Origin of the sequence: Vulcanisaeta sp. JCM 16159, assembly GCF_001316265.1 — an archaeon.
GTDB lineage: Archaea > Thermoproteota > Thermoprotei > Thermoproteales > Thermocladiaceae > Vulcanisaeta.
In genome coordinates this window covers 36,798-49,401 of record NZ_BBDN01000012.1, presented here as the reverse complement: position 1 = coordinate 49,401, position 12,604 = coordinate 36,798, and the positions used below count along the sequence as shown (strand labels likewise).

13 protein-coding genes, 1 tRNA gene and 2 pseudogenes are annotated in these 12,604 nt (G+C 47.7%); 7 read left to right on the top strand and 9 right to left on the bottom strand.

Annotated features, from left to right (window positions below; translation table 11 throughout):
- Nucleotides 1–2: 2 nt before the first annotated feature.
- A pseudogene (locus JCM16159_RS11170) lies at nucleotides 3–2,121 on the bottom strand (xanthine dehydrogenase family protein molybdopterin-binding subunit).
- A gap of 100 nt (nucleotides 2,122–2,221) precedes the next feature.
- On the opposite strand from JCM16159_RS11170, the gene JCM16159_RS11165 reads away from it, so the two are divergent.
- From JCM16159_RS11165 to JCM16159_RS17380, 5 genes are all read left to right on the top strand, one after another.
- On the top strand, nucleotides 2,222–2,743 hold the full coding sequence (locus JCM16159_RS11165) for a gamma carbonic anhydrase family protein (protein ID WP_054857874.1): 522 nt from the start codon (nucleotides 2,222–2,224) through the stop codon (nucleotides 2,741–2,743).
- A 2-nt stretch (nucleotides 2,744–2,745) separates the two neighbouring features.
- Nucleotides 2,746–3,213 (top strand): hypothetical protein, encoded by a 468-nt coding sequence (locus JCM16159_RS11160; RefSeq protein ID WP_054857873.1) that lies wholly within the window; start codon nucleotides 2,746–2,748, stop codon nucleotides 3,211–3,213.
- Nucleotides 3,214–3,496: 283 nt separating this feature from the next.
- Nucleotides 3,497–3,775, top strand: coding sequence for a glycosyltransferase (locus JCM16159_RS11155; RefSeq protein ID WP_054857872.1), 279 nt, complete (start codon nucleotides 3,497–3,499; stop codon nucleotides 3,773–3,775).
- 91 nt (nucleotides 3,776–3,866) lie between these two features.
- Nucleotides 3,867–4,634: a hypothetical protein gene (locus tag JCM16159_RS17385; protein WP_243666724.1), complete on the top strand. Its 768-nt coding sequence runs from the start codon at nucleotides 3,867–3,869 to the stop codon at nucleotides 4,632–4,634.
- A gap of 65 nt (nucleotides 4,635–4,699) precedes the next feature.
- Nucleotides 4,700–5,284: a hypothetical protein gene (locus JCM16159_RS17380; protein ID WP_243666723.1), complete on the top strand. Its 585-nt coding sequence runs from the start codon at nucleotides 4,700–4,702 to the stop codon at nucleotides 5,282–5,284.
- Nucleotides 5,285–5,295: 11 nt separating this feature from the next.
- On the opposite strand, the pseudogene JCM16159_RS11145 reads toward JCM16159_RS17380, so the two are convergent.
- The 7 genes and pseudogenes from JCM16159_RS11145 to JCM16159_RS11125 form a co-directional block, all read right to left on the bottom strand.
- Nucleotides 5,296–6,403, bottom strand: a pseudogene (locus tag JCM16159_RS11145) (M42 family metallopeptidase).
- A 231-nt stretch (nucleotides 6,404–6,634) separates the two neighbouring features.
- Nucleotides 6,635–7,018: a solute carrier family 23 protein gene (locus tag JCM16159_RS17375; protein ID WP_243666722.1), complete on the bottom strand. Its 384-nt coding sequence runs from the start codon at nucleotides 7,016–7,018 to the stop codon at nucleotides 6,635–6,637.
- 58 nt (nucleotides 7,019–7,076) lie between these two features.
- The gene (locus JCM16159_RS17370; protein ID WP_243666721.1) at nucleotides 7,077–7,958 is read right to left on the bottom strand and encodes an NCS2 family permease; all 882 of its coding nucleotides are present in this window, start codon (nucleotides 7,956–7,958) and stop codon (nucleotides 7,077–7,079) included.
- A gap of 141 nt (nucleotides 7,959–8,099) precedes the next feature.
- Nucleotides 8,100–8,336 carry an ERAP1-like C-terminal domain-containing protein gene (locus JCM16159_RS17365; protein ID WP_243666720.1) on the bottom strand — a complete coding sequence of 79 codons (237 nt, stop codon included), beginning with the start codon at nucleotides 8,334–8,336 and terminating at the stop codon, nucleotides 8,100–8,102.
- 62 nt (nucleotides 8,337–8,398) lie between these two features.
- Nucleotides 8,399–10,447 carry a M1 family metallopeptidase gene (locus JCM16159_RS11135; protein ID WP_243666719.1) on the bottom strand — a complete coding sequence of 683 codons (2,049 nt, stop codon included), beginning with the start codon at nucleotides 10,445–10,447 and terminating at the stop codon, nucleotides 8,399–8,401.
- A 144-nt stretch (nucleotides 10,448–10,591) separates the two neighbouring features.
- Nucleotides 10,592–11,482, bottom strand: coding sequence for a hypothetical protein (locus JCM16159_RS11130; protein ID WP_054857871.1), 891 nt, complete (start codon nucleotides 11,480–11,482; stop codon nucleotides 10,592–10,594).
- A 102-nt stretch (nucleotides 11,483–11,584) separates the two neighbouring features.
- Nucleotides 11,585–11,685 (bottom strand) — tRNA-Ser (locus tag JCM16159_RS11125).
- A gap of 105 nt (nucleotides 11,686–11,790) precedes the next feature.
- On the opposite strand from JCM16159_RS11125, the gene JCM16159_RS17360 reads away from it, so the two are divergent.
- Together JCM16159_RS17360 and JCM16159_RS17355 are read left to right on the top strand one after the other, a co-directional pair.
- A complete protein-coding gene (locus JCM16159_RS17360; RefSeq protein WP_243666718.1) occupies nucleotides 11,791–11,985 on the top strand; it encodes a hypothetical protein in 195 nt (64 codons plus the stop codon).
- Nucleotides 11,952–12,092: an ATP synthase subunit C gene (locus JCM16159_RS17355; protein WP_367834487.1), complete on the top strand. Its 141-nt coding sequence runs from the start codon at nucleotides 11,952–11,954 to the stop codon at nucleotides 12,090–12,092. Before JCM16159_RS17360 ends, JCM16159_RS17355 begins: the two co-directional genes overlap by 34 nt.
- A gap of 44 nt (nucleotides 12,093–12,136) precedes the next feature.
- On the opposite strand, the gene JCM16159_RS11115 is transcribed toward JCM16159_RS17355, so the two are convergent.
- Nucleotides 12,137–12,598 carry a M20/M25/M40 family metallo-hydrolase gene (locus tag JCM16159_RS11115; protein WP_054857870.1) on the bottom strand — a complete coding sequence of 154 codons (462 nt, stop codon included), beginning with the start codon at nucleotides 12,596–12,598 and terminating at the stop codon, nucleotides 12,137–12,139.
- Nucleotides 12,599–12,604 lie beyond the last annotated feature (6 nt).

The following is a 12,604-nucleotide window of genomic DNA, read 5'->3' as shown; positions in this document are numbered from 1 at the left end:
ATTTAAATACTTTGTGGTGTAAGTAATGCTGGGTCAATGGGCACCTTATCAATCCTAACCTTACCAACCCTCCTCCTTAGTATGTCCTCCACGGCGCTTGTCACGGCAGCCGCGGCCACGCCCACGGGCACCTCACCGATTCCCTTAACACCCATTGGAGTCACGGGGGATGGTGATGGTACCAAGTGAACCTCAATCTCCGGTATGTCTATGGCTGTTGGCAGCCCATAATCACCGAAGCTCAGTGTTAGTAGGTTGCCGTCCTCATCATACCTGTAAGCCTCGTAAAGTGCCAATGATATTCCTATCGCGGTGCCACCCATTACCTGCTCCTTAACGAGCTCCTCATCTATTACATTGCCCGGGTCAAGATAAACCACGTGTTTAATGGGCTTAAGCCTGCCATCCTCATACCTAACAACGGCAATGTCGCAGGCAAATGGGTATGCAATGTACCTACCGATCCTCGCCTCCGCGGTGTATGTGAAGGTGACCTCCTCATCACCAAGCTCAAGAATGCTGACCCTCCTGCCATCACTAGAGCGGAAGTACCCACGCTCATACGTAATGTTACTGCCGAGCACCCTAACGGCCTTATTATACAACCTAGCCCTCAACTCCTCAACGGCGCCTAGCACGGCGCCTGCCGTGAACACTGCCATGCGGCTACCACCAGGCCCAAAGGCCTCAGGGCTCTCGTCACTTGGTAAGTACTCATAGGTGATCCAGTCCATGGGCACATCGAGGAGTTGGGACACGAGCTTAATAGCCGTGTGCTCATTACCCTGACCCTCACCACCAAACCCAAGACCCACGACTAACTTACCATTCCTAATCCTCAACTTAATGCCCTCAGTACCCTGTGGTGTTGATGGGTCTGTCGATACGGCAATACCAACGCCCGTATTCCCATCCCTCAGGGAGAATAGGTCATTACGCGACAGGGCAAGCTCGAGAAGCCCCTTTGGATTACCTGAGTCATAATACGCGTAGGGCGCCTCGTACGGGAATGAGTCAATCAAGTTCTTCCTCCTTATCTCCGCCCGATCCATGTTGAGCTCATCGGCTATTGCATCCATGACCCTTTCCAAAGCCCAGGTATGTGGAGGCGTTCCAGCACCTCTAAAGGCGCCTGCGGGGTTCTTGTTGGTTGCCACAACCGTGGCGTTATACCTCAGATTCCTAATCTTGTACGGACCAGCCAATATGCCCAGGGGCTTAAAGGCCTGCCCACTACTCCTGCTGGCGCCCGCGTCTTCCCAAATACTGATGTCTAGACCCTTGACAATGCCGTCACCGTCAAAGTAAGCCTTAATCCTGAACCTCCTCTCAGGCCCGCTTGAGTTGGATGCCATTAGGTGCTCGGTCCTTGTCTCAATCCACTTAATCGGTGTCTTGAATTTATAGGCTGCGTATGCCAGGATTATTAAGTACCTGACGAGAGAGATCTTAGAGCCGAAGCTACCACCATGCCTCACTGGAACATGCTTAATGGGTATACCCAGTGACCTCTCTATCTCGGTGATTATTGATTTACCTCCCTGCAGGTTGGAAATCATTGTGACTCCATTACCCTCTGGGTATGCTATGGCTGCGAAGGCCTCTATGGGGTTTCCAGAACTCCTCGACCAGTAAAGGTTAAGCTCTAGCTCTCTCGGTCCACTGGGTATTTGCCCGTACTCGATTACCTGTGATTGAACGATGTTAGTGCCCAACTCCTCAAAGACCAGTGACTCGTTTTTCAAGGCGTCATCTATATTACGCACGGGCTTTAGCGGCTCATACTGAACATCAACGAGTTCCGCCAGATCCATGGCCCTGTAGGGTCATCAGCAATCACTAGGGCCACCGGTTCGCTTGGTAACGGGCCTTATCCACCGCCAAAGGCAATGTCTCGAGACCAGCACCCTCCCTTTCTGTCGAGCCCAGAGTCCTCGCTATAAAGTCCCTACCAGTGAGTACGAGGGCTCCCTCGCTAACTGCCTTTGACGTATCAATACTTAGTACCCTGGCGTGTGGGTATGGGCTTCTAGTGAATACTCCAAACTTCCCCTTATACGGATAATCATCTAGGAATCCGCCCCTACCAAGCAATGCATCGAGTACATCAATCCTAGGCATGCAATCAATGACTGCTCAATACCTTTTAAGCGTTTAAGCGGCATTACTTTACGTGATGTATGCCTTAATACTTTAAATAATGCAGATTAATGACTAGGCTATGCCCATCGTGAGGGTTGGGAATAAGGTGCCTAGGATTGGCAGGAATGTCTTCATAGCGAGTACGGCCTACGTAATTGGGGACGTGGTTATTGGGGATAACGTGAGCATCTGGCCCCACGCAGTCATCAGGGGTGATGAGGATAGCATAGTGATTGGTAATGATTCAAATATTCAGGATGGCGCTGTGATACATACGGATGCTGGATTCCCAGCGAGGATTGGTCGTGGCGTCACCATTGGGCATAGGGCCATTGTACACGGTGCCACGGTGGAGGATGAGGTAATAATAGGTATGGGCGCCATAGTGCTTAACGGCGCGGTAATTGGCAGTGGTAGTATTGTGGGGGCTGGCGCTGTCGTTACTCAGGGGACTAAGGTACCACCTAATAGTATCGTTGTTGGCGTGCCTGCTAAGGTCATTAGGCAGGCCACGGATGATGATAGGGAGTACATTAGGAATAATTACCAGGCCTACCTAAGACTTGCGAGGATGTACATGGATAATGGGGTTAACCTATAACCATGCCATGCGTATCATTGATAACTGACGGGATTGATGGGATAACGGGGCCAATTAGGGTTGCCTATTTACTCGGTAAATCAATAATTGAGATGGGATTTAACGTTAATGTTGTTGCGCCATATGTGAGTAAAGAGGTTAAGAAGGACCTTGAGTACGTAGGTATTAAGGTAAGGGACCTTGAACTAAGGCCTCCGCTTTCTGGGCAGTCTGGGCATCTTTTAATATGGCTAATGAATGGTATAAGGGGTTTGATCGATTATCGCGATGATTGCCTAACAATAAATCTATCCTTTGAGTTACCAATACCAGCAACCATATTCTATGCGCAGGGTTACGTAGGTGACCTACTCAGGGATTTAAGTAGGGAATTCCCAATACACTATAGGCTGGGTTATTACCTTGCAACACCACTAATAATTGCCGCGGATTCTACATACCATAGGCACTATCACGCTCTAAATACGTAATAGCCAACTCGAGGTACTCAGCGGAAGCTGTAATATCAAGAAACGTTAGGGTTTGGGATGTGATAAATCCGCCGGTGAATACGGACTTCTTTAAACCCGTGCCCAACCCCACCCAGGACTATGTGTTGGCCTACGTGGGTAAGGAGACCCAATTTAATGTACTTAGGGCCATGGCCAATGCGGGGATAAGGATAGTGCCTTCGGCTCCAAGGTCCCCTGGCTGCCGCGTTGGTTCATTAGGCATAGGAACATTGATTATAGAGGTAGGGTCAGTGATGAGGAGTTGGTTAAGTTATACGCCAACGCGAAGTTTACGGTATTTCCATTCATTCATGAGCCCTTTGGGTATGTACCGGTTGAATCTATGGCATGCGGCACGCCAGTCCTCACCTATGGTAAGCAAGGTCCAGGGGAGACAGTGATTAATAACGAGACGGGTTGGTTGGTGGATAATCCAGGGGAGTTTGTTAGGTTGGCGGTTAAACTGTGGGAGGGTAATTATGATGATTTAATGAGGGTTAGGGCTAGGGAGAGGCTATGGCCTTTAGTGTACCTAGGGTAGTCAATGAATGGTTGAGCGTGGTTAAGGAGCTCTTTCATGATAATGCAGAGGGATAAAATTAATTTAAGGGTTGTTTAATAGGTCTTAAGTAATGAACGATAAACTCACGTTTCATTTTGGAACAGATGGCGTGCGTGGTGTTATTGATACGGAGTTCACGGAGTTCTTGGTTGCCGTACTTGCCGAGTCGACTATTCGTTATTGGTCACGTAGGTATGGGTTACGTAGGGTCCTGGTAAGTTTCGACGCCAGGAGGAAGTCTAAGGACTTCGCGTACATTGCAGCCAGTGTGGCCGTAAACCACGGGTTAGATGTCGTTACGGTTAATAAGCCAACACCAACCCCGGCGGCTGCTTGGTACGGCTTTAGGTTCGGTTTTGACCTTGTTATTCAGATCACGGCCAGCCATAATCCATCAATATACAACGGCTTTAAGGTAATAACAAGCAGGGGATCACCGGTTCAGGAGGAGGATACGGAGGAAATAGAAAGATTATATAATGAGGAGTGGCATGATATTAATAAATCGGTTAATACCATCGAATTAAGGCCAATACCCACCGTGGATCCGGCTCCCGAGTATATTAACTACGTCTATGAAAGCGTAACCAAAATGTTCAGGCCAAGGAGTAGGTTCAAGGTAATCATCGATCCGATCTACGCAACCTCAATAGGCTACACGAGTGAGGTTATGAGGAGACTCGGCATGGAGGTTACGGAGATTCACGATAATTACGATCCAAGCTTTGGAGGCAGGGACCCAAACCCAGAGCCGCAAAACATACCTGAGCTCATTCAGGAGGTCACGCTGGTAAGTACGACATCGGCATTTCACATGATGGTGACTCAGACAGGATAGCCTTAGTTGATAGGATTCACGGTTACTTAAGCGCTAACGACATACTGCCAATAGTAGTCGAGAGGTTGGCCTCTGCATCAATAATAAGGACGGGTGTTGTTAGGACGGTATCCACAACGCACATACTTGACAACATAGCTGCCAAGTATGGCTTTAAGGTCGTTGAGGTTCCGGTGGGTGTTAAGTACGTGGCCAGGGCAATACTGAATAGAGAGGCCGACATGGGTGGTGAGGAGAGCGGCGGCCTAGTTTACTCATGGCACATACCTGATAAGGACGGCATATACACGGCATCCCTAATAATAGCCATGGCATCTGAGTATGGAGGCCTAACAAACTTGGTGAGCGATGTTAGGAGCAAGTACGGTAGGGCTTACTTCAAGAGGGTTGACTTGGACATGAGAAATTCAAAGAGGTTTGTAAATGATAATAAGGACGCACTTCTTAAGATGCTTAGCTCGTTAGGTCCAAATCCAAGGCCCGTAACTATTGATGGTGTTAAGGTCGTGTTTGGTGATGGTTCCTGGATCCTAATTAGGGGTAGTGGCACAGAACCCAAGTTGAGGATTTATAGTGAGGCCCTTAGTGCGGGTAGGGTTGAGGAATTGATAAATAATGCAATAGGCATTGTTAATCAATTATTAAGGTAAATAACACTACGTCATGCCGATTTAGACTTAATCGTCTTTTCCCTAAGGCTCTGAATAAGTCTATCATTGGCTTTGGATAGTGACTCGCTAAGTAATTTAGCGGCGTTTAGTGCGTCATTGATGTTCAGTAATTCCACAGGGCTGTGAACGTACCTTGTGGGTATTGATATGGTGGTTGCCGGTATACCATCCTCCTAAAGGCAATACCCAGGGCATCCGTAGTGCCGCCAATCAGCACCTCCAGTTGGTATGGTATTTTCAATTCCTCAGCAACCGAAACCAGGAAGTTCGTCAATGCTGGGTGGGCAATGAATACGTTACCCCTACCACCATCCATAACCTTAATCGCGGGTCCCTTACCAATCCTAGTCACGAACTCCCGCTCATTAACGCCGGGTACGTCAGCGGCGATTGTGGTATCAAGGGCAATCGCAAAGTCTGGGTAAACCCTGTCAGCGGCGATCTGGGCACCCCTAAGACCAACCTCCTCCTGAACAGTGGCTACGAAGTACACAGTAACCTCACTATCCCTCAACTGCCTAGCGGCCCAAAGCATTACGCAACGCCAACCCTATCATCAAATGCCTTACCCGTGACGACATCCTCATTAAGGACTTCTAAATCCCTATCTAGGACTGCCACGGAACCAACCCTGACGCCCAGCTTCCTAACCTCCTCATCACTTGATGCCCCGATGTCTATGAACAGGTCCTTGAGTTCAGGGGCTTCCCTCTCCTTACCAGGTGGCGTAACGTGAGGTGGTCTACTACCGATTACGCCCTTGATCTTCCTGCCATCGGCGGTCTTAATGACAACCCTCTGGCTGACAAGGGTTACCTCGTTCCAACCACCAATGGCCCGGAACCGCAGGAAGCCGTTCTTATCAATACTATCAATTAATAGGCCAATCTCATCAATGTGAGCCGCAACCATGGCCTTCAGGTCCTTCCGTCTGCCGTACCGGATACCGATTACATTGCCCCACCTATCTATCATTAAGTCATCAACATAAGGCTCCAGCTCCTTAATTACTAAGTCCCTGGCCTCGTCCTCAAAGCCAGACGGGCCAAAAGCCTCACTTAGTTTCTTAAGTAGGTTTATGAACTCTTGCGAGCTCATTAATGCTGTATACGTCTATATAACTATTTAAGGATATCCTCACTGCAGGTTAGGGTTTTCCCGCTTCCATTACCTAGGCTTTGAATGCCTTGATGTACCCATAATTACCGTTTTATGGATTGAGCATGGGGACCATTGCCGTGAAGTATAGGATGAATATTATCGTTATTACCAAGGTTGTCACTGAGATCTCGCGGAACCTGCCAGTAACGAGCTTAGTGAGTGTGTAAGTTATGAAGCCAGGCCAATGCCGGTGGCTATGCTGTAAGTAAGTGGTATGCTTATCATGGCCACGAAGGCCGGTATAGCCTCGGTTAAGTCGTTAAGGTTTATCCTGGGTATTAACGACACAAACATTAAACCCACCAGTATCAGTACTGGTGCCGTTGCGCAGTCAGGTATCATAACCACTATAGGCCCCAGCGGTAAAAACGCAAGAAATAATAGCCCAGTCACCAATGACGTCAGCCCAGTCCTCCCACCACTCTCTATTCCTGAGGCCGACTCGACGTAGATTACCGTCGTCGTTGTGCCAGCCAATGCGCCAACAATAGTGCCAATGGCGTCTGCATACAATGCCCTTCCTATATTAATGGGCCTGCCATTACTATCCACGAGACCGGCCCTGTTGGATAGGCCACTATTGTGCCTATACCATCAAAGAACTCTATCATCACAGCGAAAAAGCCACTGGGAAGGCCAAGCTCACGAGCCTAAACCACCACTCAATGTTATTGGGTAGGTTGGGTATTATCGATGTGGTAAATACCGGGAACTGGACTGGCGTTGATGGTGGCTTGGCAAGGTTAAACACGAGGCTTACCAGGGTTATCGTGACTATGGTTATCAAGAACGCGCCTGGTACCCTCTTAATATATAGGAATACCGCAAGTATGAAACCCACAAACGCGAGTATTGATGCTGGGGTCACAAAGGCCCTCGTATTAAAGGCGACGGGTGTACCACTGCCAGGTATTACGAAACCACCCAGTGAGAGCCCTATGAACGTTATGAATAATCCAATACCAACGCTAATGCCAATGGATAAATTAGGCGATATTGACTTAATGATCCTCTCCCTAATCCCTGACCATGCAGTGAATAGGAATATTAAGCCATCGATGAACACAGCCGTTATCGCCGTCATCAATGCTATCACGGCTGCCTGAGAACCAACAACACCCATGCCAAGCAACACCGTTGTGAATGCTGGGATCACGGAATACGCAATGAAGGAGTTCTCACCCATGCCAGGGGCCATTGCGAAGGGTAACCTCGCGTAGAACGCCATGAATAGTGTTCCAAAGGCAGCCGCTATTGCCGTGCCCGCCGCAACGCCCAGTTTTATCGTGTAAACCAATGCCTGGTACTGCGCACCTAATGTGTTCGTACCCAGTGCATGCATTAGGGCTAGTTCAAAACCATCACCAACTATTGTTGGATTTACGAATAATATGTACGCCATTGTTAGAAACGTTGTCAACCCAGCCAGTACCTCCCTCCTGGGATTAACGGTGGTGACTGTTGGTGGTGTCAACCAATTAATAAATGACACGTTGGATGCCGTTATTACCTTCTCTTAAAAATATTACTTTAATACGTGGCATCGTATTTACGAGTATTGTTTAAAGATTTAATTAAAAATTAAATAGGAAATAAAACAGTGAAGTGAATATTTGTTTTTAACCTGGATAGCTTAGATGTTATGGAATAAGCGTGAATATGTCCTCATAAGTTCAAGGCCAGCCTTAATCCCCATTTCGATGCCAGGTATGCTCAGCCCTCTTAAGAACCCTTCCACTTCACCCTCCTGCCCAATGCCTATTAACGGTATTGAGTACGTAATTACCCTAGACAAGACGCCAGGATCGCCGTAAGCCTCTATGAAGCGTTTATAATTAACCATGAACCACCCCAGGTTAAGGTCGCGCACGTACGGATTCCTAGAACCAACCGTGAAGAACTGAAGGTCCTGCCTCTTAACCTCACCAGATATTAGGAAGTCCAGGGACCTCTGATACTCATCCTATTGGTTATACTTAGCATGGCAGCCAAGACCTTATTCCTATCCTCATCAGTCACTAACGACTTATAGAGCCCCCTAAGAGTTTCAAATGGTTTATCACCAACAACGGCATAGGCATTAACAACCGCCTGCCTCATGACAGGGCTCAAGCCCTGATAATCCTTAATCAAACCAGCTATTGACCTCGCGTAATCCTCATCTACCAATGCACGGCGGGAAAGCACTAACTCCCTAACATCATCCATGCCAGAGACACCCTCAAGCAAGTTGCTCTGAGTCCTTAGGTACTCCGTGAATACCTCCTTAACGGCAGATGGCTTTATCGAGTATAGGGTACCCAGTTGGGATATTACCGTAGTCGTCAATAGGTAATTAACTATGTCACTAACGGACTTAACCAGGCCCAGGTACTCATTTAGTCCAATGGAGCCCTGGAGCAGGTGGGCATAGGCATCATTTATCACATTCCACCTCTCAAGGTGATTAGACGCACTGCTCAATGCCCTGGACCAATCACTATACTTAACTCTGTAGTAGCCACTGCCATTAACGTTGAGGAACAGGGACCCTGGTGAACCGCTAAACATTAGTGTATCGCGTTCCATGAGTACGGTATTCACCGCGCCATTAAACCTATATACAATGGGTATGGGCCAGGTATCAGCAGTATTACCGCCAAGTACAAACCTAGACTGCCTAAGTGTGACGCCCTTACCGGACTCTTCAACGACTATGACCGGGTGCCCCGGCTTATCAACCCAGGCCTTCATGACCCTGGTAACAGGCTTGCCACTGACCTCCTCAATACTACCCCACAGGTCATCCTCGGTGGCGTTTGAGTACGCGTACTTCCTAAGGTAGTTGCTCAAGCCCCTCCTGAAGTCCTCCTCACCAACGTAGTTCTCAAGCATCCTAAGCAGTGAGGCACCCTTACCATAGCTAATGTCATCGAATATCTCGAAGGCCTCCTCCTCACTACTGATGGGTACGTGAACGGGGTGAGTACTCATTAATGAGTCCCTGAGCATGGAGCCCGTAGTCTCATCAGCCAGGAACCTATACCAAACACCCCAATCAGGGAAGAGCCTATCCATTGCCTTATAACTCATGAATGTGGCGAAGGACTCATTAAGCCAAAGATCATCCCACCAACGCATCGTGACCAAATTACCAAACCACTGATGAGCAATCTCATGCGCCACAACCTCCGCAACCCTCCTCCTAGTCAACTCAGTACTGCCCCTACCCACGAGCAGTGCGGTCTCCCTAAACGTTATCGCGCCCCAGTTCTCCATGGCACCAGCCGCGAATTCCGGGACATGGATCAGGTGAAGCTTGGGTAGTGGGTATGGTATGCCGAAGTAATTACTGTAGAATTCAAGTACGCCCTTCGCAACATCAAGTGCGAACCTACCATCCTCAACCCTATCCCTAATCGGCGTGGCGAAGATCGCATCAATACTACCGACCCTATCCCTGGACTCGAAGAACCTGCCAATGCCTAGGTAAAGCAGGTACGTGGACATCCTAGGGGTCTCCGCAAACTCAAACACCTTCCAGGGACCATCCCAATAAACCCTGACCGACGGTGTGTTGAATATCACGTCATAATCACCATCAACCGAGACCCTAACCCTAAACCTAGCCTTGGCAGCCGGGTGGTCAACACAGGGTATGAAGTACCTGGCGCCCGTGGGCTCAAACTGCGTAGTTATTATGTAACCACCCCCATACGGAGCCCTATAGATACCCAGTAATTTGTCGCTAACCCTACCCTCAAACACAACCCTAACAACGCCACTGACCGGCCCCCGAACCCTCAAAACCCTACCATCATAGAAATAATCAACAGGCCTACCATCAACCTCGACAGCCCTTACCTTAAGATCAACGGCATTAAGCACCAGGTCACCCGCGGAATTAACATGGACATCCACAACACCCTCATAACTCAAAATCCCCAAACCTAAACCTAAGATCAACCACGTACAACTCAATATCAACATTAAACGACACATGGAAAGCAAAATATATGCATTATTAAGCATTAAGCGTATGACGTTCTTAACCACACTCTCGTGAATCTCGCCATATCTCTACGACATTACTACCTTCCGCATTAATACATTACTATACACTATTAATTACTCACAATTACTCATTCACCAGGGCCAACAAAATACGTTATAAGCAATGCACCACCACGGTGGTTCCTGCGGGAATAACCCCACTGTTATATTCCCAACATTAGTATGAAGTACGACATAACCATAGGGTATTTGAGCTATGCCCATTGGGAAGCGGTAATTCTGCGTACAAACAACATTTTTCGTAGATACCGTTGGGAGATTTATTATACGTATATCCATCGCCCTTATCACCTTTAGAGTAGTTAGATTACACGAGACCAACTCAGTACCACTATAAGAGTAAACTGAATATCCATTCACGTCTATAATGCTTGATGATGGATTCATAAATTCAAGCGATAAGTAGGTTGTATTTAATAAATACGTGGCGAAACCGAATTCGCTCAATGACGTTGTCTCGGTAACGTTGGTAATCACCTTATTAATTGTGATGCTATAATTAATCAAATCATTAATACGTAACGTAATACTAACCCTTTTGTTCAGGAGCACATTTACGGAATTAATAAGGCAATTAATGCACCCCAAATATGTTGGTGTAAACTCCACATACCAAATCACATTCTGCGTAGTATTTATGAGCGCTATTGCCAATGGTACTTGCACAGTCTCGTGAGGAGGCACCAATACCTTAAACGCCTTAACCGTGAATACTGACGACTTAATGAATAATACCGTTATATTCAACGGATCATCCGTCGGATTCATTATGACCAGGTAAAGGGCAAAGGTATTATTCTCTAATGGGTACGAGTAAAGCCTAAAATGAATTATATCCGCATAAGGCTGCCTCAATTCATTAATTACATGCATATACTCATTAAATAACACATTCAAGTAAATACCAAGAACCACCACGGCAACAATGAGAACCACGATAATATAAAGATACGCATTAGGCACACTACCAAGTAATTTATCACCCCTTTAAACCCATCGTCATTATAACCATAAACCCACAACATCAGGCATAATCAACACATCACAAAACAAAACCAACAAATGTGGTGCCGGGGCCGGGATTTGAACCCGGGCCCCCTTGCGGGGACGGACTATCTGCCCACGATAGCAGGCCCGCGCCTTGGACCTGGCTCGGCCACCCCGGCGGTTCTTGCTTTGGTTTTGTTTGTTTTAAGTTTTTTTGTGTTGTGGGTTTCGTGGCTTCTTTATTGGAATAAAATTTTAATAATGTCTCATGTCTTGCTTCGTTGATGGTTAGTAGGGGAGTTATTAGGGTCTTGGTAATTGCAATGCTGGTGCTTAGTCTCGCGGCTTTAATAGTTCATGCCCAGGCCACTGATCAGGCGCAGGTTGAGGCAGCTAGGGCTTTGGCTGCCGGTATTGGCTTTGGGCTTGCAGCCTTGGTGCCGGCATTGGTATTGGCATCGCTGGCGCTGCCTCGGTAAGCGCCCTGGTCGAGAGGAGGGAGTTATTCGCGCTTTACCTGGTATTCGTTGCCCTGGCAGAGGCAATCGCAATCTACGGCCTCGTTGTCCTCTTCATACTATACTAATTTAAGGTCTCGAGAATAGTTAACATCAAAATAACCGCCTTTAATCATGAAGAAATTAATCGCCTAACCAATAATGAGTAGAACCTACTTGTTAATTCCAGGGACTTAACACTAACATACTCGTTAGGGCCATGTTCATTGCCGCCTATTGGTCCGAAATCTATTGTCTCAATGCCGAGTGGTGAGAAGTACCTTGCATCGCTTGCGCCGGCCATCTCCACGACTCTGGCCTCAAGGCCAACCTCATTAAGCGTCTCGCTGGCTAATTTAACAAGTCTCGAGTCGCGCGGGGTGTATAGGTAGCCCCCGCCGCCCTCGCTCTCGACCCTAACCTCAATTCCCTGGAAATCCTCCCTCAACGCTTCGTTCATTGCCTCTTCAATGGCCCTCGCATCATCGGTCATGGCCCTGACATTAACCACGAACTCGTGGTAATCACCGACAACCCTATACACGTTTGGTGTTGCCGTGATGCCATAAACGCTCTGAGCCTTGACCTTGGGCACAAACCT